Origin of the sequence: Klebsiella sp. MISC125, assembly GCF_051131775.1 — a bacterium.
Lineage (GTDB): Bacteria > Pseudomonadota > Gammaproteobacteria > Enterobacterales > Enterobacteriaceae > Klebsiella.
This window is the reverse complement of the sequence record NZ_CP180448.1, coordinates 2,831,329-2,851,692: the sequence shown is the minus strand read 5'-3', so window position 1 is coordinate 2,851,692 and position 20,364 is coordinate 2,831,329. Positions and strand designations below refer to the sequence as shown.

At 52.2% G+C, this 20,364-nt stretch carries 13 protein-coding genes and 2 pseudogenes; 10 read left to right on the top strand and 5 right to left on the bottom strand.

The window, feature by feature from the left end:
- Positions 1–20 precede the first annotated feature (20 nt).
- The 3 genes from ACMYSL_RS13515 to mdcH are packed head-to-tail and all read left to right on the top strand — an operon-like array spanning position 21 to position 2,502.
- Positions 21–980 carry an AEC family transporter gene (locus tag ACMYSL_RS13515; RefSeq protein ID WP_434663472.1) on the top strand — a complete coding sequence of 320 codons (960 nt, stop codon included), beginning with the start codon at positions 21–23 and terminating at the stop codon, positions 978–980.
- A 2-nt stretch (positions 981–982) separates the two neighbouring features.
- Positions 983–1,603, top strand: coding sequence for a malonate decarboxylase holo-ACP synthase (locus ACMYSL_RS13510; RefSeq protein ID WP_434663470.1), 621 nt, complete (start codon positions 983–985; stop codon positions 1,601–1,603).
- Positions 1,600–2,502 (top strand): malonate decarboxylase subunit epsilon, encoded by a 903-nt coding sequence (gene mdcH / locus ACMYSL_RS13505; protein WP_434663467.1) that lies wholly within the window; start codon positions 1,600–1,602, stop codon positions 2,500–2,502. Before ACMYSL_RS13510 ends, mdcH begins: the two co-directional genes overlap by 4 nt.
- Here mdcH and ACMYSL_RS13500 read toward each other — a convergent pair.
- The 4 genes from ACMYSL_RS13500 to ACMYSL_RS13485 all read right to left on the bottom strand — a co-directional run bounded on the left by ACMYSL_RS13500 (position 2,492) and on the right by ACMYSL_RS13485 (position 7,676).
- Positions 2,492–3,418: a LysR family transcriptional regulator gene (locus tag ACMYSL_RS13500; protein WP_181486056.1), complete on the bottom strand. Its 927-nt coding sequence runs from the start codon at positions 3,416–3,418 to the stop codon at positions 2,492–2,494. The two genes, mdcH and ACMYSL_RS13500, sit on opposite strands and share 11 nt — an antisense overlap.
- A 130-nt stretch (positions 3,419–3,548) precedes the next feature.
- On the bottom strand, positions 3,549–4,724 hold the full coding sequence (locus ACMYSL_RS13495) for a multidrug effflux MFS transporter (protein ID WP_434663462.1): 1,176 nt from the start codon (positions 4,722–4,724) through the stop codon (positions 3,549–3,551).
- Positions 4,725–5,021: 297 nt separating this feature from the next.
- Entirely contained in the window at positions 5,022–6,632 is a 1,611-nt protein-coding gene (gene mqo, locus ACMYSL_RS13490) for a malate dehydrogenase (quinone) (RefSeq protein WP_434664072.1), read from the bottom strand.
- A 303-nt stretch (positions 6,633–6,935) separates the two neighbouring features.
- Positions 6,936–7,676, bottom strand: a complete 741-nt coding sequence (locus tag ACMYSL_RS13485) for an SDR family NAD(P)-dependent oxidoreductase (protein ID WP_434663459.1) — start codon at positions 7,674–7,676, stop codon at positions 6,936–6,938.
- A gap of 107 nt (positions 7,677–7,783) precedes the next feature.
- On the opposite strand from ACMYSL_RS13485, the gene ACMYSL_RS13480 reads away from it, so the two are divergent.
- The 7 genes and pseudogenes from ACMYSL_RS13480 to ACMYSL_RS13450 form a co-directional block, all read left to right on the top strand.
- Positions 7,784–8,680, top strand: a complete 897-nt coding sequence (locus ACMYSL_RS13480; protein ID WP_304259523.1) for a LysR family transcriptional regulator — start codon at positions 7,784–7,786, stop codon at positions 8,678–8,680.
- A 128-nt stretch (positions 8,681–8,808) separates the two neighbouring features.
- The gene (locus tag ACMYSL_RS13475; RefSeq protein WP_434663456.1) at positions 8,809–10,428 is read left to right on the top strand and encodes a sensor histidine kinase; all 1,620 of its coding nucleotides are present in this window, start codon (positions 8,809–8,811) and stop codon (positions 10,426–10,428) included.
- Positions 10,425–11,144: a two-component system response regulator DcuR gene (dcuR, locus tag ACMYSL_RS13470; protein WP_434663454.1), complete on the top strand. Its 720-nt coding sequence runs from the start codon at positions 10,425–10,427 to the stop codon at positions 11,142–11,144. The genes ACMYSL_RS13475 and dcuR overlap by 4 nt, the downstream gene beginning before the upstream one ends.
- Before the next feature lie 1,172 nt (positions 11,145–12,316).
- Positions 12,317–13,639, top strand: a complete 1,323-nt coding sequence (potE, locus tag ACMYSL_RS13465) for a putrescine-ornithine antiporter (protein WP_434663452.1) — start codon at positions 12,317–12,319, stop codon at positions 13,637–13,639.
- An 11-nt stretch (positions 13,640–13,650) separates the two neighbouring features.
- Positions 13,651–15,788, top strand: a pseudogene (cadA, locus tag ACMYSL_RS13460) (lysine decarboxylase).
- A 123-nt stretch (positions 15,789–15,911) separates the two neighbouring features.
- Positions 15,912–18,080, top strand: coding sequence for an ornithine decarboxylase SpeF (gene speF, locus ACMYSL_RS13455; protein ID WP_434663449.1), 2,169 nt, complete (start codon positions 15,912–15,914; stop codon positions 18,078–18,080).
- A gap of 236 nt (positions 18,081–18,316) precedes the next feature.
- Positions 18,317–18,571, top strand: a pseudogene (locus ACMYSL_RS13450) (IS1-like element transposase); the annotation flags it as partial.
- A 90-nt stretch (positions 18,572–18,661) separates the two neighbouring features.
- Here ACMYSL_RS13450 and lysS read toward each other — a convergent pair.
- Positions 18,662–20,149, bottom strand: coding sequence for a lysine--tRNA ligase (gene lysS / locus ACMYSL_RS13445; RefSeq protein ID WP_434664070.1), 1,488 nt, complete (start codon positions 20,147–20,149; stop codon positions 18,662–18,664).
- Between the last annotated feature and the right edge of the window lie 215 nt (positions 20,150–20,364).

The window sequence follows — 20,364 nt, the reverse complement described above, 5'->3', positions numbered from 1 at the left end:
ATTCTATTTACAGGTGATTTATGACTTATGTGATTATTCATGCTCTTGCGCCGATTTTTGTCATCATGCTGCTGGGCTTCTGGGCCGGTAAGGCCAAAATGGTCGATAACAAAAACGTCTCGCTGCTCAACATTTTCGTGATGGATTTCGCCCTGCCCGCGACGCTGTTCAGCGCCACGGTACAGACGCCGTGGGGCGGCATCGTCGCCCAATCACCGCTGGTGCTGGTGCTCACCGGCGCGATGTGGATTACCTACGCGGCCATCTACTTCCTCGCCACCCGCGTCTTTAAGCGCTCACCGCAGGATGCCGCCGTGCTGACCCTGACCGTGGCGCTGCCTAACTACGCTGCGCTCGGCCTGCCGATTCTTGGCAGCGTGCTCGGCGAAGGTGCGTCAACCTCGCTCTCGGTCGCCGTGTCTATTGCCTGCGGTTCGGTATTGATGACGCCGTTCTGTCTGCTGATTCTGGAACGTGAAAAAGCGCTGGCAGCCGGAGAAAACAGCGGTTCAACGCTGGCGATGCTGCCGGTATTGATGTGGCGTTCGGTGAAAAAACCAATTGTCTGGGGCCCGCTGCTGGGGGTAGTACTTTCCGCCATCGGTATCAAAATGCCGGACCTGCTGCTCTCCTCCATTAAACCGCTGGGCCTGGCGGCAACCGCCGCAGCGCTGTTCCTGACCGGGGTGATCCTGTCGGCGCGTAAGCTGCAGCTCAATACGCTGATCGCCACATCGACCATCGTCAAACTGCTGGTGCAACCGTTTATTGCCTGGGGTCTGGTGATGCTGCTCGGTCTGCATGGCTCCATCGCCATCACCGCGATTCTGATGATTGCCCTGGCGGCCGGTTTCTTCGGCGTGGTGTTCGGTAACCGCTTTGGCGTGCAGTCGCCGGATGCGGAAGCTGTGCTGCTGTTAAGCTCGGTTCTGTGTATCCTGTCGCTGCCGCTGTTTATCACTTTAACTTCAGGGATCTAACGATGTCATCAACGCCGCGTCCTCACGATTTAGTCTGGTTGAATCATGCCCGTGCGCTGGAGGCCACCGAGGAACTCTGGGTCGCCCAGCACTGGCGAGTCAGCCTGCCTGTGGTGGTCCGACGCGACGTTGATGCCGATGCCCGCATTCCGGTGGGCGTGCGGGGTATGAAGCGCGAACAGCGGGCGGCGGGCTGGGTACGGATGGAGAATATCGTTCGTACCATCAGCCCGGAAACGCTCGCCGACCGCCAGCTGCTTCTGCGCTCGCCGTTTGTCTCTCAGCCGCCGCTACAGGCGGCTATTTCACTGACCCTGCACGACTGGCCGTGGCGTTGGGGCATTACCGGCAGCACCGGCTACGCGCTGGCCACCGAAATTCCCGTTCTCCACGCCACCAGCGATCTGGATCTACTCATTCGCGCCCCGCAGCCTGTGGCCCGCGAGGCATTGCTCGAATGGCAATCCCGCGTCGCCCAGTTGCCCTGCCGGGCGGATACCCAGGTTGAAACGCCAGCCGGAGCTTTCGCACTTAACGAGTGGCTGCGCGATGGCCGCGCCCTGCTGAAAACGTCCCACGGCGCGCGTCTTACCAAGACGCCGTGGAACAGGGAGGAAGCATGAAAATTCTCTTTACCTTTCCCGGTCAGGGAAACCAGCATCCAGGTATGCTCGCCGCTATCCCCGACCGTCAGAATATTATGGCTGAAGCGCGCGCCGTGCTTGGCGATGAAGTCGACATTTTAGATAGCGCCGCCGCGTTACAACATACCCGCGCGGTGCAGTTGTGCCTGTTAATTACCGGTGTTGCCTGGGCGCGGGAGCTTCAGCGCCAGGGCGTAAACCCGGACATGGTCAGCGGCCTGTCGATCGGCGCTTTCCCGGCAGCGGTGATTGCCGATGCGCTGGACTTCGCCGACGCCCTGCGTCTGGTGGTGCTACGCGGCGATTTAATGGAGCAAGCTTATCCTCACGGCTACGGGCTTACCGCCATTATGGGCCTGACGCTCGACAGCGTAGAAAAGCTGATTGCCGACAGCGAGCTTTATATCGCCAACCTTAACGCCGAAACGCAGATAGTGATTGCCGGGCGCGACGAAGAGATGGCGCGAGTGGCACAGCTGGCGCTGAAGGCGGGGGCCAGCAAAGCGCAGCGGCTGGCGGTCAGCGTACCGTCGCACTGCGCGCTGCTGGATAAACCGGCGGCTGAGCTGGCGAAGGCCTTTTCTGCCATCACGCTCAAGCGCCCACGCTGCGCGTATTTGAGCGGCTCCACGGCGCGCGTGCTCTGGGACCCGCGGAAAATCGCCGACGATCTGGCGCTGAATATGGCGCGTACCGTGCGCTGGCAGGAGGCGATGGTCGCCGCCGATGAGCGCGAAGCGCGGCTGGCAATTGAGATGCCGCCGGGCGGCGTTCTGACCTGTCTCACCCGCCAGGCGGGCTGGCAAGGAGAGAGCATTTCGCTGGAGCGCAGCGGCATGGAAGTCGCTCGTCACCTGGCTATCCGGCTTAATGGCTAAGGCTGCGGGCGTACATGCGCCCTTCTGCCGCCAGCGCCAGCAGGTCGGCGTCGCGTTCGCGATGATGTGAATAGACAATCGAAATCAGCTGGCGCATCTGATATGGCTCCGCCAGCTTCAACAACTGTACGTCGTTTTCATAGACTTTTTTCATGCGTCCCGGCAGCAGCGCAAACCCCACCCCTGCCTGCACCAGGCTAATCATTGAAAAGATATCGTTAACCCGGGTGACAATTTCCGGCTCAAATCCGGCTACCTGAAACGCATCCTGAAAGCCCGCATAGGTGGCAAACCCTTCCGCCAGCGAGACAAACTTACGCTCAGCGTAATCGCGCAGCTCGGCAGGTTGGCTGGTATCCAGTTGCTCCGTTGCCGGGGCAGCGAGGAAAATATCATCCTCGAACAGCGGGACCACATCAAAAGCGGAGTTGCTGAACTCACCTTCGTTGGTGGCAATCAGAATCGCATCCAGCGCATCATCTTCCAGCATATCCAGCAGCATCTGATTCGAGCCCATAGTGAGATCCAGCTCCAGCTCAGGACGGCGCAGCTTCATGCCCATAATAATGCGCGGCACGGTTTCCAGCGTCAGGGAGTAAAGCGTACCGATGCGCAGCCGCCCCTGTCCAACGCCCGCCACTTTGCGCGTTGCTTCCAGTCCCCGAGTCATCAGACTCATCACGTCCTGGCAGTATTCAAGCAGCGTCCACGCCGCCGGGAGCGGTAACAGATTCCGTCCTTTATGGATAAAAAGCGGACAGCCGACCCCCTCTTCCAGGGTGTGCAACGCCCGATGAACGCTGACGCCGCTCAGCTGCATCGCCTCTGCGGTTCTGGCGATATTGCCCTTTACCATAAACATCATAAAAACCGACAGCTTGCGGAAGGTGATCTCCTGATTAATGTCGTCTTTCATTGCATTGCGCCCCGCATTTCGGTCTTCATTAGCATTTTCTTTTGTGATTTCAAGACAGTATAAACGCAATTAACGATTGAAGTATTAGCCGAAACAGGGATAAACCTGCAGGGATATCGATTAGTGCAATTTATCGGTTTCGCCAGGCCAGCAGCAGGCTGGCAAGGGTAAAGGCTGCCATGATCCACGCCATCGTCCATGGCGTACCGTCACGCAGCCACGCCAGCAGTAACGAAGATATAATCCCGCTGCCGTACTGCAATGAGCCAATCAGCGCGGAGGCCGAGCCAGCAAACGCCCCTGCCTCATCCAGCGCCGCGGCGGTAGAGGTGGCGGCAATCACCCCGTTCATCGAGAAAAAGAGGAACACGCTGGCCACTATCAGACCAATACCGCCAATTTGCAGCCTGACGCCCGTCGCCAGTATCACGACGGCTAGCGCGGCAACCGCCAGCGATATTTTCAGCAGCGAGCTCAGGGCGTGGCGCTGAACCAGACGGCGGTTTACCACGCTCATCGCCATAACCCCAATAATATTCACCGCGAACAGCCAGCCGTAATGCTGCGGCGCAACGCCGTAGTAACGAATATAGACATCCGGCGAACCGGTAATAAAGGCATAGGCGGCGACGTAGAAAAAGGTCAGGCTCAGGGTGTAGCGCATAAAAGTCGCATTTTTCAATAGCTGTCCATAATTGCGAAATGCCCCCAGCATTGAGCCCTGCTGACGACGTTCCGGCGGCAGGGTTTCCGGCAGCCAGCGCAGCGCGATAAACATCAGCGCGCCAATCACTGCCAACAGCCAGAAGATAGCGTGCCAACTGGTGACTTTAATCATCTGCCCGCCGATTAGCGGCCCGGCAATCGGCGCAATAGCCATCACGATAGTTAAGGTTGAAAGCATCTGCGCCGCCCGGCTGCGGGCAAAGAGATCGCGCACCATCGCCCGCGCCAGCATTGGTCCGGTGCAGGCTCCCAGCGCCTGGAAGACGCGCCAGAAGACAATTTGATCGATAGTGGTCGACAGCGCACAGCCAGCAGAACCAATAATAAACAGTACCATGCCGATAAACAGCGGCGTTCGTCGTCCGAGGCGGTCGCTAATTGGGCCCCAAACCAGCTGCGCCAGGGCGAAACCAATCAGAAAACCGGTAATGGTCAGTTCGGCATCGCCCTGTAATTCGGCAGCCATCACCGGCATCGCCGGCAGGTAGATATCCGTTGAGAGCGAGGTGAACGCCATCAGCCCGCTGAGAATCAGAATAAACAGCGGCCCGCTGGCGGCACGCGTTTGCGGTGAAGTCATTATTATTTCCGTTGAGGAGAGGGATTGCGATGAAGAGAGTGAGGAGTTTAACGGGAAAGGCGCGCGGGATAATCCCTGCGAGGGGGATTGAGGTTATGAGTGAGATTCATTAATCGTGGGAGTCGAGTCGCCAACTTGTTTGGGTTACCGTGCTCGCCTTTCTGTCGGGCGGCGGCTAGCGCCTTGCCCGACCTACAAAACCCAAACCCGGTGCCTTGTCCAATCTACGACACCCGAACTCATCCCGTAGGCCCGGTAAGGCGCTAGCCGCCACCGGGCAATTTCACAGGCGTGGGCTTAGAGTGCCATATCGTGCTGCGGCGACGCTTCCGCCTTCGGCTCTGCCGGTTTTGCGGTCATGACCGGCGCGGCGGCATTCATCTCGATCACCGGCGGTTTGGTCAACTGCAATGCAGCAGCGGTGTCATTCCAAACCTGCTGAGTCAGCGCAACGTTGCCGTTCAGCTTCTGACCGTAGCTTGGGACGATATCGCGAATGCGGCTCTGCCATTCCGGGGAGTTAAACTGCTCCGGGAACATCTGCTTAATCACATTCAGGGTGATTGGCGCGGCGGTTGAAGCGCCCGGCGATGCACCCAGCAGCGCGGAGATGGTTTTCTGCTGATCGACCACCACTTCCGTACCCAACTTCAGCACGCCGCCCTTTTCTGCATCTTTCTTGATGATCTGCACGCGCTGGCCGGCCTGAATCAGCTTCCAGTCCTCTTTACGTGCACTTGGGTAATACTCTCTCAACGCCGCAAAGCGGTCATCATCACTCAACATAACCTGGCTAATCAGGTATTTCACCAGGTCGAAGTTGTCCAGACCAACGTGAGTCATCGGCAGCACGTTATCGGTGGTGGTGGTGCTCAGCAGATCCAGGAACGAGCCGTTTTTAAGGAACTTGGTTGAGAAGGTGGCGAATGGCCCAAACAGCACCACGCGCTTGCCGTCGAGGAAACGGGCATCAAGATGCGGTACCGACATCGGCGGTGCGCCCACCGAGGCCTGACCATAGACTTTTTGCTGATGCTCTTTGGTCACTGCCGGATTTTCGGTCATCAGGAAGGAGCCACCCACCGGGAAACCGGCGTAGTTATCCGCTTCCGGAATACCGGTTTTTTGCAGTAATTTCAGCGCGCCGCCGCCAGCGCCGATAAAGACGTATTTAGCATCGATCGCCTGCTCTTCGCCACTATTCACATTTTTAATCGTCACATGCCATGAATTATCGGCATTACGTTTAAAATCGGTCACTTCAGACGAAGTTTGCAGCGTGAAGTTGTTATTTTTCTTCAGGCTGCCAATCAGCTGGCGGGTTATTTCCCCATAGTTAACGTCGGTACCCACCGGCGTCCATGTCGCCGCGACTCTTTGCTGCGGATCGCGACCTTCCATAACCAGCGGCGCCCATTGCTTTATTTGCTCGTGATCGGTGGAGAATTTCATCCCCTGGAATAAAGTGGTTTGCTGCAAGGCGGTATAACGTTTTTGCAGATAATCCACGTTATCACCCCAGACGAAACTCATATGCGGGGTGGAATTAATAAATGCATGCGGATCGTGCAAAATGCCGCGTTTGACCTGCGCCGTCCAGAACTGACGGGAGATCATAAACTGCTCGTTAATATCCAGCGCTTTGCTGACGTCGATAGAGCCATCCGGGCGTTCCGGCGTGTAGTTCAGCTCCATGTTAGCGGAGTGCCCGGTCCCGGCGTTGTTCCAGCCGTTCGAGGACTCCAGCGCAACGCCATCTAACTTCTCAACCATCACCTGTTTCCACTCCGGCTGTAATTCGTGCAGCCAGGTCCCCAGCGACGCGCTCATAATGCCGCCGCCAATCAACAGGAAATCGGTTTTTTTCGAGGTATCGTCATTTGCATATGTCGCCGAACTGACGAACATCGCTAATGCGGTCATAGATATAATCGTATTTTTATTTGCAGGCATAATAGAGATATCACATAGCACAAGTGTAATAAGAGGGTGCATATTAACGCACTTTTACTTTATTTTAAAATATCATTTACACTTTCGCACACATAGTCAATTATTATTAACCTGGTTTTTTAACTTAAAAAAGCAAACCAGAGATTAGGCGAAGGAATATTTAACAGCAAAAACCGTCATCACGGAGAAATATATTGCTTTATATACCCCAAATAATTCGAGTTGCAGAAAGGCGGCGACGCAGGGACAAATGAAGACTCAGTACATCGCCAGTCCACCATCGACAAAATATTGGCTTCCGGTGACGAACGATGCCGCATCAGAGAGAAGAAATAGCGCCACTTCTGCCGCTTCTTCCGCCGTGCCCTGGCGGTTAAGCGCCAGCCGACTCACCACCGATGTTTCAAATTCGCGGCGAAAGTCCTGGCTCATAAAATGGCGAAAGTCGGTATCTATCGGCCCGGGAACCAGAGTATTGACGCGGATGTTTTGTGGCCCCAGCGCCGATGCCCAGCATCGAGTCAGCGAAATTAGCGCCCCTTTCGTCGCTGAATAGAGACTTGCCGCTGCCGCCCCCTCATAAGCCGACGTCGATGCTGTCACAATAACCGAGGCCCCTGCGTTAAGCGCTCCGGCAAGCGCCGCCAATTGCAGTACCGGCCCGCGCACGTTGGCCGCCATCATGCTGTCAAAGCTATGCGCATTAACCTGCGCGGGTTCGCCGACGCCAGCATAGCCGGCATTCAACCACAAGCCATCCAGTCTGCCAAAATCCTCAGCCTCGCGAGCCAGCACCTCGCCTGTCGTCGGGTCGCTGGCGTCGTTATAGACCACCCGCGCCCGGTCGGAAAGCTGCCTGCACAGTGCCTCCAGTCGTTGCGGATCGCGCCCCGTCGCCAGAACATACCCCCCTTCACTATCAATCATCTTTGCCCCGGCAAGCCCGATACCGCTTGTCGCTCCGGTGACTAAAATTCGTTTCGCCGTAAATCTCGCCATTGCTGATCGCTCCTGATGGTTAATGACACTCAACGGGATGGTAACCAGCAGGGGTATGTTTGATAATAGAACAATTATCAACAGGACTATTTGGGAAAACCGACATAATGCGAGGAAGTGATTTTGCTGAATTAAGAGCCTTCGCGATGGTCGTTGAGCAAGGCAGTTTCACCCGAGCCGCCGCACATCTTGGCATCACGACCTCTACCTTAAGCGCAACAATACGGCGACTCGAAGAGCGTATCGGCGTGCGCTTGCTGCACCGGACCACGCGCAGCGTCGCGCCAAGCGAAGCAGGTAAACGCATGATGCAGCGGCTCGCTCCGGCGCTAGCGGGCCTCCAGGAAGCGGTTACCGATGCGCAAACTATCGATAATCCCGCAGGCCGTTTGCGGCTCAATGTTTCACGGGTCGCCGCCATTCATTATCTGTCCCCGCTGCTCGGCGGCTTTATTCAGCGCTATCCCAATATTGAGCTGGATATTGTCACCGACGATTGCCTGATTGATATCGTCTCAGCCGGGTTCGATGCCGGAATTCGTCTGGGCGAGAAGCTCCATCAGGATATGATTGCCGTCAGGCTAAGCGGCGACCTTGAGATGAAAGTGGTCGCCTCGCCGCACTATCTGGCGCAGGCTCCACGGCCCCACAAACCGCAGGATTTATTGCAACATCGGTGTTTGACCTATCGGCGGCCCAGCGATGGCAGCGTTTATCGCTGGGAGTTTCAACGTGACAATGAAAGTTGTGAAATCGCGGTCAAAGGGCCAATTGTGGTCGATGAGCCGGAGATGCTCACCCCCATCGCACTGGCGGGAGTGGGAATCGCTTACCAGTTTGCTCATCAGGTTGACGGCTGGTTAGCGACAGGGCAGCTGGTTCAGCTCCTACCTGAATGGACGCCCGCCTTCCCCGGCTTTTACGTTTACTATCCGAGCCGTAAGCAAATGGCGTCGCCGCTGCGGGCATTTGTCGATTATCTGCGGGTTGAATGCGGCAAATAAGCCATAGTGGATTTGCCCGATATACACCAACTGCTCGCTCGCAATATATTTTGCTTTTATTACACAGTTTTATGAAAGCCTTTCGTTCAGCGATAATACCACTCTATGAGTTTTACCCTGAGGTCGGAATGAACAAACTAGCTCAGCAGGCTTCGCCCGCGCGTAAACGCCCAATGAATATGAAGCTGAGCACTGCCGTGACCTTAATGATTGGCAGCGTGATTGGCTCGGTGCTGATTCTGGTTTATGCCCTGTGGTTTATGCAGATCAGCGGCGCGACGCGCGACGGTGTGAAAGAGACGGCGCTGGCGGTGGCGCGAACGCTGGCCGATACCCCCGAAGTCAAACGTGGATTGGCCTTGTCGCCGCAAAATAATATCATCCAGCCGCTGGCGCTGGCGGCCACCAAACGCAATGGGCTGCTGTTTGCCGTAGTCACCAATATGGACGGCATCCGCTATTCGCACCCCAATAGCCAGATTATCGGTCAACCTTTCATTGGCGATGACATTCTGCCAACGCTAAAAGGTCGAGAGAACGTTGCCGTTAACCACGGCGTACTGGCCCCGGCGCTGCGGGTTTTTACGCCTGTTTTTGACGATAACCACCGGCAAATTGGCGTGGTGGCGATTGGCATTTCGCTGAGCAAAGTTGATCAGCAAATCGCTACCAGCCGCCGGGATGTGATATTGACCGTGCTGTTCAGCGCGCTGGTTTGCGCCATTGGTACCTGGAGTCTGGTTCGCGGTCTGAAGCGCGTTCTGTTGGGCCTGGAGCCGCAGGAGATATCCAACCAGTTTCAGCAGCGCCAGGCGATGCTGCACTCGTTAAAAGAGGGCGTCGTGGCGGTAGATGCTGGCGGCCAGGTCACGCTGATTAACCCCGCCGCGCGCGATATCCTGTTTAACGGCCCTAATAATGACATCACCGATACGCCGCTGCTGGCGGACTTGCAGGAGGTGCTGCAAACCGGAGAACCCATTTACGATCGGGAGCTTGGCTGTAACGGTCTTCTGCTGATCAGCAACACCGTTGCGGTGCGCAGCCAGGATGACGTGGTCGGCGCAATCAGCACCTTCCGTGATAAAACCGAAGTCAGCCAACTACTTCAGCGCCTCGATGGGATGGTGAATTACGTTGACGCCCTGCGCACCACCTCACATGAATTTATGAATAAACTGCACGTAATTCTCGGCCTGCTGAATATAAAGAGTTACGACAAGCTGGAAGAGTACGTGCTGCACACCGCCCACGCTTATCAGGCGGATATTGGTGAAATCCAGAACCGCATTAAATCGCCGGTCGTCGCGGGCTTTCTAATCGGCAAAATTCAGCATGCCAGGGAGCGCGGTTTTACCCTCACGCTTGCCGAAGAGAGCCTGGTGCCGGACAGCCCGAATGAAAAACAGGTAACCGTGCTGATCACCGTGCTGGGCAATTTAATCCAGAACGCGCTCGATGCTATGAGCGGCCAGGCCGAGGGCGAAGTCAGCCTGCTGTTACACTATCAGAACGGCTGGTTGAGCGGCGAAGTCAGCGATGATGGCCCCGGTATTCCACAGGCGATTATTGATGATATTTTTAATAAAGGATTCTCCACCAAAGGCGAGAATCGCGGCGTCGGGCTGTTTCTTGCCAGCCAGCAGCTTCACGAACTGGGCGGCACGTTGGCCGTCGAGTCCGAACCCGGCGTGTTTACCCAATTTTTTGTTCATCTTCCCTGGGATAGTAAGAGGAAAAGCGCGTGATAAATGTATTAATTGTTGACGATGATGCCATGGTAGCCGAACTGAACCGCCTGTACGTAGCGCGCGTCAGCGGCTTTCGCTGCAGCGGCACGGCGTCAACGCTGAGTAAAGCCAGGGAGATGATTGACGATAAGGATCTGGAGATAGACCTGGTCCTGCTGGATGTGTATATGCAGCAGGATAGCGGCCTGGATCTGCTGCCCACCATTCGCGCCTCGGGCCGGGCCATCGATGTGATTATGATTACTTCCGCCGCCGACGCCACAACGGTGCAGACGTCTATGCACTATGGCGTAGTCGACTATCTGATCAAACCCTTTCAGTTCCCGCGTTTTGAAGAAGCACTGACCGCGTGGCGCGAAAAGCGCAAGCTGATGACCGGCCAACCCTGGTACGAACAAGCAGATGTCGATCGGCTGCTGCACGGCAGCGCGCCGGAAGCCACCGATGCGCGTAAGCTGCCAAAAGGCTTAACCTCCCAGACGCTGCGCACCCTTTGCCAGTGGATCGATGCGCACCCGGACATTGAGTTTTCCACCGACGAACTGGCGGCAGCGGTGAGTATTTCTCGGGTATCTTGCCGTAAGTATCTGATTTGGCTGGCGAAAATTAACATTCTGTATACCAGCATTCACTACGGCGCCACCGGGCGTCCGGTGTATCGCTATCATCTGATCACCGAGCAATACGGCCTGCTTAAGCAATACTGTCAGTAAGAACCTATCTCATTAGGGCTATTTTGCTTGCCACTTTGAACCTGGGCAGTGCTCAGAATCCTCACGTACTACGTGTACGCTCCGGTTCTTCCGCGCTGTCCGTGTCCAAACTGCCTGCGCCAATAACGCCTACTGGGATAGGCTCTAAGCCGGTAGTTGTCAGGCGCATAGCTGACCCAAGGGCCCGACGGCAAAACCGCCGGGCTATTCCCTTCCTCCAGCCAGTCCCTCAACTTCATCGAAAAAACAAAACTACGGTTACCCCCCCTTTCCTCGCGAATTTCGTGCGCAAGCTCAATTACCCAGGCTTATCCGCCATTCAGCATAATCCTTCATTGCCATATGGAGGATATGGTTTTACTTACGACAATTTATTGCCGGACACGCCCTGAGGTGAAAATCAATAAATTGAAATCAACACCAATAAATCGGCATCAATATGCTTAGAAAAAATAATGATCGATACGACAAAATTAAAAATAAATTATTTTAAAATGCGTCAATAAAACAGCGTCATTAGCAATAAAATAGCGTCAATGATTTTTTTGATAGCGTGAAAATAGCGCAACAGTGTAATTTTTAGTCGATATTTGAAATTTTCACTTACACATAAACAATGAAATGCATTCATTTCATATTGATATTTAAAAAGAGATTATAAAACTGCGCACATGCTTCCAGATTTAACACTTGAATGATTGGTGACTCTTATCACGGAATCCATTATCTTTGCTTTTATAATGCTGACCACTGATACCAACCGAGCGTTAATTATGGAAAACAATAGCCGGCACATGCCGCATATACGAAGGGTGACGCATATAATGATGCCTTCCCATCGGGATTATTTTGACTTTCACTTCTTTCAGTATCGTTAAATAACACTCCGCTAACATAGTGCCTGAGTGAATATCCTCTATGGGATATTTATCTGGGTGGCTATTGTCATAAAAGTTGACCCTTCTCGAACAGAATACTATCGGCAGGAAATTTCTCTTGCAGAATAGTGACGTTTGACAGGTGTTTATTTCATTCCCTGATTAACAGCTTACGGTATCAAAAGATAGCCATTATTCCCTGAGAAAATATGCAACTGGGCAGTAAACACGACATCGTTAAAAACGATGGAACATGTTTTGCCTGCGTATATCGATTATATAATTGAGGTAAAAATGAGTAAATCTAGCACCAATAAAATGGGTGTCACTCAACTAACAATCTTGACAGCCGTTAACATGATGGGCTCTGGTATTATCATGTTGCCAACAAAGTTAGCTGAAGTTGGCACAATGTCTATTCTGTCCTGGCTGGTGACCGCCGTCGGTTCTTTGGCTTTAGCTTATGCATTTTCGAAATGTGGCCTGTTAAGTAATAAATCCGGAGGCATGGGGGGATATGCAGAATATGCCTTTGGGAAATCAGGTAATTTTATTGCGAACTACACCTATGCGATTAGCCTGTTGATTGCAAATATTGCGATTGCTATTTCAGCAGTGGGCTACGGCAGCGATCTGCTGGGGGTAGTGTTATCACCAGTGGGAATTTGTATCGCAACGATTGTGATTTTATGGATAACCACCATTTGTAATTTTGGCGGTCCAAAAATTACCGGTCGAATTGGTTCTGTCACCGTCTGGGGCGTGATTATCCCTGTCGTTGGCCTGAGCCTTTTTGGTTGGTTTTGGTTCCATCCGTCACTCTATGCCGAAGCCTGGAACCCGCGCCATGAGAGCTTCTTCGCTGGGGTATCAACCTCTATCTCTATGACATTATGGGCATTTCTTGGTCTGGAATCAGCCTGTGCCAATATGGATGCGGTTGAAAACCCACAAAAAAACGTACCGATTGCCGTATTCGGCGGCACTTTAGTCTGTGCGATCGTTTATATTCTCTCGACTAACGTTATCGCCGGGATCGTCCCCAATGCCGATCTATTACATTCAACAGCACCTTTCGGTTTAGCCTTCGCGACTATTTTCACTTCAGGCGTGGGTAAAGTGATTATGGCGCTAATGACTATTGCCTGTATCGGCTCTCTTCTTGGCTGGCAGTTCACCGTTGCCCAGGTGTTTAAATCCTCTTCGGACATTGGCTATTTCCCGAAAGTATTCTCTAAAGTCAGCAAAACGGATGCGCCGATCGCCGGTATGATTATTCTCGGCATCATTCAAACTGTCCTTGCCTTAATGACCATTAGCCCTTCATTAAACGAACAATTTAATAACCTGGTGAACCTGGCCGTTGTCACAAACTTAGTCCCTTATGTGCTGTCGATGGCGGCATTAATCCCGATGCAGCGCCTCGCTAAAGCCCATGGCAAGCAGGTTAAATTTAACAACATTATTGCTTTTGTGGGGACAGTTTATAGCTTCTACGCGCTCTATGCGTCCGGGTCTGATGCCATGTTAATGGGAGCATTAGTGACCTTTGCCGGCTGGACGTTCTGGGGCATGTTTGTCAAAGAGCAAGAATCTGAATCTGTAATTGCCAAATAAAGGAAGTTGTCATGAATGTTATTGCCATACTGAATCACATGGGCGTTTATTTTAAAGAAGAGCCCATCAGAGAACTCCACAGGGCTTTAGAGCGGAGTGATTTTAAAGTCGTGTATCCCAACGATGCTGATGATTTACTGAAGCTTATCGAAAACAATTCCAGACTGTGCGGGGTCATTTTTGATTGGGATATTTACAGTCTGGATTTGTGCGAAAAAATTAGCGCAATGAATGAACATTTGCCGCTATATGCCTTCGCTAATAAACATTCAACGCTGGATGTCACATTGAATGAACTGCGCCTCAACATCCAATTTTTTGAGTATGCATTGGGTATGGCTGATGAGATCTCGCAAAAAATGAAAATGGGGACTGATGAGTATATCGACAAGATCCTGCCGCCGTTGACCAAAGCGTTGTTTAATTACGTTCGCGAAGGTAAATACACGTTCTGTACGCCTGGACATATGGGAGGAACCGCCTTCCAGAAATCACCCGTGGGTAGTCTGTTTTATGACTTCTTTGGTTCGAACACCATGAAGTCCGATATCTCGATTTCCGTTTCTGAATTGGGATCGCTGCTCGATCACTCCGGCCCGCATAAAGAAGCTGAAGAGTATATTGCGCGAACGTTTAATGCAGAACGTAGCTATATGGTGACCAACGGCACCTCGACCGCCAATAAAATTGTTGGGATGTACGCAGCGCCCGCACAGAGCACCATACTCATCGATCGTAATTGCCACAAATCGCTAACGCATCTGATGATGATGAGCGATGTCACACCTATCTATTTTCGCCCGACGCGCAATGCCTACGGCATCCTCGGAGGGATCCCGCAAAGCGAATTTAGCCGCGAAACCATAGCTCAGCGCGTTAAAAACACACCGAATGCCAGCTGGCCGGTGCACGCCGTAGTGACCAACTCAACCTACGACGGTCTGCTCTATAACACGGATTTCATTAAGAAAAATCTCGATGTAAAATCCATCCACTTTGACTCAGCCTAGGTGCCCTACACCAATTTCAGCCCTATCTATTCTGGGTTGCGCGGGATGAGCGGCGAGCGCGTAGAAGGCAAAATCATTTATGAAACCCAATCAACGCACAAACTGTTAGCCGCTTTCTCCCAGGCATCGATGATCCATATAAAAGGTGATTTTAACGAAGAAACCTTCAGCGAAGCCTACATGATGCACACATCGACCTCGCCGCATTATGGGATTGTTGCGTCAATTGAAACCTCTGCCGCCATGATGAAGGGCAATGCGGGTAAACGCTTGATTGATGATTCGATTGCGCGGGCGATCCGCTTTCGTAAGGAGATCAAAAAGCTGCGTTCACAGTCGGAAGGCTGGTTCTTTGATGTCTGGCAACCGGATGACATTAGTGAAGAGTGCTGCTGGAAACTGGATGCGAAAGATAGCTGGCATGGTTTCAAAAACATCGACAGCGAACATATGTACCTTGACCCTATCAAGGTCACGTTGCTCACGCCAGGGATGAATGGTGATGGAACCATGGCTGAGATGGGAATCCCGGCGTCGATCGTTTCGAAGTACCTTGATGAGCACGGTATTATTGTCGAAAAAACGGGCCCCTATAATCTCTTGTTCCTGTTCAGTATCGGTATTGATAAAACCAAAGCGCTGAGCCTGCTGCGCGCCCTGACCGATTTCAAACGCGCCTATGATTTAAACTTGCGGGTGAAAAACATCCTCCCCTCTTTATATCAGGAAGCGCCGCGTTTTACGAAGAAATGCGTATTCAGGAACTGGCGCAAAATATTCACCAGCTTATCAAGAAACATAATTTGCCAGATTTAATGTTCCATGCTTTTGAAGTCCTACCAGAAATGATGATTAATCCTCACGGTGCTTTCCAGCTTGAGCTTAATGGCCTAACCGAGGAGGTTTATCTGGAGGAGATGATTGGGCGAATTAACGCCAATATGATTTTGCCATACCCTCCGGGCGTTCCGCTGGTCATGCCTGGGGAGATGCTGACCGAAGAGAGTCGTCCGGTGCTGGAGTTCCTGCAGATGCTGTGCGAAATCGGGGCGCATTACCCTGGTTTTGAAACCGATATCCACGGAGCCTATCGACAAAGCGATGGCCGCTATACGGTAAAAGTATTAAAGCCACAATAAATATCTAATTAACCCCGGCGCAGGGGAAATTAATAGTTTGCACAAGGGGCTATATAGGCTCACCGGCTTACTGTTGCCTTTTGTCTGCGCCAGGGATACTTTCCATTAATTATCGAGTCTATTATGAGTAAATTTAATAATAAAATTGCAGTGAGCTCAGATATCGTCTCCTGTTTTACCAGCGAGCGAGATGTATGCGATGTACATAATACCGATTTTACCGATGTATCCGCCGTGGTGTTATCGGTTAAAGATGCGACAAACGGTATTTTGCGGACGGTAGAAGCCTGCGGATTTGGGCTGCCGGTGTTTGTTGCCACCTGCTGCGAAGATGACTTGCCCGCCAATATTCTCCCACGGGTGACGGGCGTTTTCGAACTGTGTGACGCCAACAGCGAATATTATGGTAAGCAGCTTGAGTCGGCGGCTGAACGCTATGAGAGCGAATTATTACCGCCGTTCTTTGGCCGGCTGGTCGATTATGTGAGTAAAGGCTACGCAGCATTCGATTGCCCTGGCCACCAGGGCGGCCAGTTCTATCGTCGTCATCCTGCCGGTCGCCAGTTCTTCGACTGGTTTGGCGAAAATCTTTTCCGTTCCGATCTGTGTAATGCTGACGTGGCGCTGGGCGACCTGCTGATCCACGAAGGTGCCGCCTGCGCGGCGCAACAGCATGCGGCGAAAGTGTTCAACGCTGACAAAACCTATTTCGTGCTTAACGGTACCTCGTCCTCTAATAAAGTGGTGCTGAATGCATTGCTGGCACAGGGCGATCTGGTGCTTTTCGATCGTAACAACCATAAATCTAACCACCACGGCGCGCTGCTGCAGGCCGGGGCAACGCCGGTGTATCTGGAAACGGCGCGTAATCCATTTGGCTTTATCGGTGGTATTGACTCCCCCTGCTTTGATGAAAAATATCTGCGCAAACTGGTGAACGAGGTCGCGCCGGAGCGCACTAACGAACAGCGTCCGTTCCGTCTGGCGATTATTCAGCTGGGTACCTACGACGGCACCATCTATAACGCCCGTCAGGTGGTCGATAAGATTGGTCACCTGTGCGACTACATCTTGTTTGACTCCGCGTGGGTCGGCTACGAGCAGTTTATTCCCATGATGAAAGACTGTTCGCCATTGCTACTGGATCTCAACGAGAACGATCCGGGCATTCTGGTGACCCAGTCGGTACACAAACAGCAGGCCGGCTTCTCTCAAACCTCGCAGATCCACAAAAAAGATAGTCATATCAAAGGGCAGCTGCGTTACGTTAGCCATAAACGCATGAATAATGCGTTTATGATGCACGCCTCCACCAGCCCGTTCTATCCGCTATTCGCCGCCCTTGATGTCAACGCCAAAATGCACGCAGGTGACAGCGGCAAACGCCTGTGGCTGGACTGCGTGAAGTTTGGGATCGAAGCTCGCAAGCTGATTATGAACCTGTGTCAGCACATCCGTCCGTTTGTGCCGCCGATGGTTGATGGCAAAAAATGGCAGGATTACGACACCGATGTGATGGCCGGCGATCTGCGCTTCTTTAACTTCATTCCCGGCCAGAAATGGCACGCCTTTGAAGGTTATGCGCAAGATCAGTACTTCGTTGATCCCTGCAAGTTAATGCTGACGACACCGGGGATTAATACAGAAACCGGCAGGTACGAATCCTTTGGCGTACCGGCGACAATTCTGGCGAATTTCCTGCGTGAAAACGGTATCGTCCCGGAAAAATGCGATCTCAACTCGATTCTGTTCCTGCTGACCCCGGCGGAAGATATGGCCAAAATGCGTCATCTGGTGGCGCAGATTGCTCGCTTCGAACGCCTGCTGGAAGAGGATGCTCCGGTGTCAGAGGTTTTACCGGCGCTGTATGCCAATCACGAAGAACGCTATCGCGGCTATACCCTGCGCCAACTGTGCCAGGAAATGCACAACCTTTACGTCAGCTACGATGTGAAGCAATTGCAAAAAGAGATGTTCCGCAAAAAGTATTTCCCTCGGGTCGCGATGAATCCGCAGCAGGCTAATATGGAGTTTGTTCGCGGTAACGTGGAGCTAGTCGCGCTGAAAGATATTGAAGGCCAAATTGCCGCCGAAGGCGCCCTGCCTTATCCGCCAGGGGTGCTATGCGTGGTGCCGGGTGAAATTTGGGGTGGTCCGGTTCAACGTTATTTCCTCGCACTGGAAGAAGGCATTAACCTGCTGCCGGGCTTCGCACCTGAACTACAGGGGGTTTATATCCAGGAAGATGCCGATGGTTATAAACGTGCCTACGGACATGTCATTAAATCATAAATACATATACCTCTCTTCGAAGAGGTCAGATTGCTGACAAAGTTCGTTCTTGTGGAATTGCCCGGTGGCGGCTAGCGCCTTACCGGGCCTACGGAAAGTGCATAACTTGATGGTGTTGGTGGTTTTGTAGGTCGGGTAAGGCGTCAGGTGCCACCCGACAAGAATACGGCACCTTATCTAAATCAAGTTTGTCATCAATCTCAGAGGTTTTTGATATTAACCGTGAGAACAGCTCAATGGCGAATAGTGAAATAGTCTGCCCACGCTGCCATCAAGCCAACTGTGTGACGAATAACGGGCACTCAGCGTCGGGTGTCCAGCGCTATCGTTGCAAGTATTGCCGAAAAACATTTCAGCTTGATTTTCGTTATAACGCCTCGAAACCAGGCATCCGTCAGGCGATAGTCGATATGGCAACGCAAGGAACGGGGTGCCGGGCAACGGCAAGATCGCTGCATATTGGCCTTAATACCGTTTTGCGGCATCTGAAAAATGCGCCTCACTCTGATGATGCGGAAAGTTGAACAACATAATGAGTAAAAGCCAAACCCACAAATGTGGGTTTGGCTTTTATCGGACGCTTATTTGATCGGACGAAGCGCAGGGAAGAGAATCACATCGCGGATCGTGTGTGAATTGGTAAATAACATCACCATTCTGTCAATACCAATACCTAAACCTGCGGTTGGCGGCAGGCCGTATTCTAGTGCAGTCACGTAATCTTCATCGTAGAACATCGCTTCATCATCGCCCGCGTCTTTAGCGGCAACCTGCTCGTTAAAGCGTTCAGCCTGATCTTCAGCATCATTCAACTCGGAAAATCCATTGCCGATTTCCCGACCACCAATAAAGAATTCGAAGCGGTCGGTAAACTGCGGATTAATATCATTACGGCGTGCGAGAGGCGATATTTCCGCAGGATATTCCGTAATAAACGTCTGCTGAATAAGGTGCGCTTCCGCCACTTCATCGAAAATTTCCGCGATAATGCGCCCGGTTCCCCAGCTTTCCTCTATCTCAATACCCAGAGACTCCGCAATCGCTCTGGTCTTGCTGTCATCGCCAAGATCGTTAATATCCGTTTCCGGGCGGAATTTTTTGATGGCCTCGCGCATGGTCATTTTTGCAAATGGCTTACCAAAATCAAAATCCTGGGAACCATACTCCACAATGGGTGAGCCAAGCACTTCAATCGCCACGGTGCGGAACAACGACTCTGTCAACGTAATCAGGTCCTGGTAATCGGCATGCGCCATATAGAGTTCCATCATCGTAAACTCTGGATTATGCCGCGGTGAAATGCCTTCATTACGAAAGTTACGGTTGATCTCAAAAACCCGCTCCATGCCGCCAACCACCAGACGTTTAAGATAAAGCTCAGGGGAGATACGCAGGTATATATCAATATCCAGCGCATTATGATGAGTGATAAACGGACGGGCGGAAGCACCGCCAGGGATAACCTGCATCATTGGCGTTTCAACTTCAATGAAGCCATGCTCCAGCATAAAATTACGGGTGGTGGCTAAAATATTTGACCGCAGCTGGAATGTACGTCGGGATTCAGGGTTGGCAATCAGATCAAGATAGCGTTGACGATAGCGAGTTTCCTGATCGGCCAGACCGTGATATTTATCCGGCAGCGGGCGCAATGCCTTCGTTAATAAACGAATCTCGGTGCACTCAATGGTTAACTCACCGGTTTTTGTTTTAAAAAGCCGACCGCGAGCGCCCAGAATATCGCCTAAATCCCATTTTTTAAAATGGTCGTTATAGATGTCTTCAGAGATGTTGTCGCTGGAAACATAGAGCTGAATATTCCCCCCCATATCCTGCAGGGTCACGAAAGAGGCCTTCCCCATAATCCGCTGCGTCATCATTCGCCCCGCAACGCTGACTTCAAACTCTAAAGCCTCAAGTTCCTCTTTCGCCACATCATCGTAGCTATTATGCAGTTCAAGGGAAATCGCGTCGCGACGGAAGTCGTTAGGGAAAGCGACACCCTGCTTACGCAGGTGGACAAGTTTTTCGCGCCGATTAGCCAACTCGTTATTAAGTTCAATATCCATTGAGTCATTTAAATTAAGGTTGTTGGACAGAGTTTCCATATAAATTCCTTCTCACTATTATCGAGAGTCAGTGGTTGAGCGCGTTAGTAAAAATTAAAGTCTTGCATTAGCAACAAAATAATTACCATGCTTTTTATTTTATGTCCACACCACGGCCTCTCATCATTTTGCATAAAAAGCCAGACCAGGTATGAGGCCTTTTATTTTTCCATTAC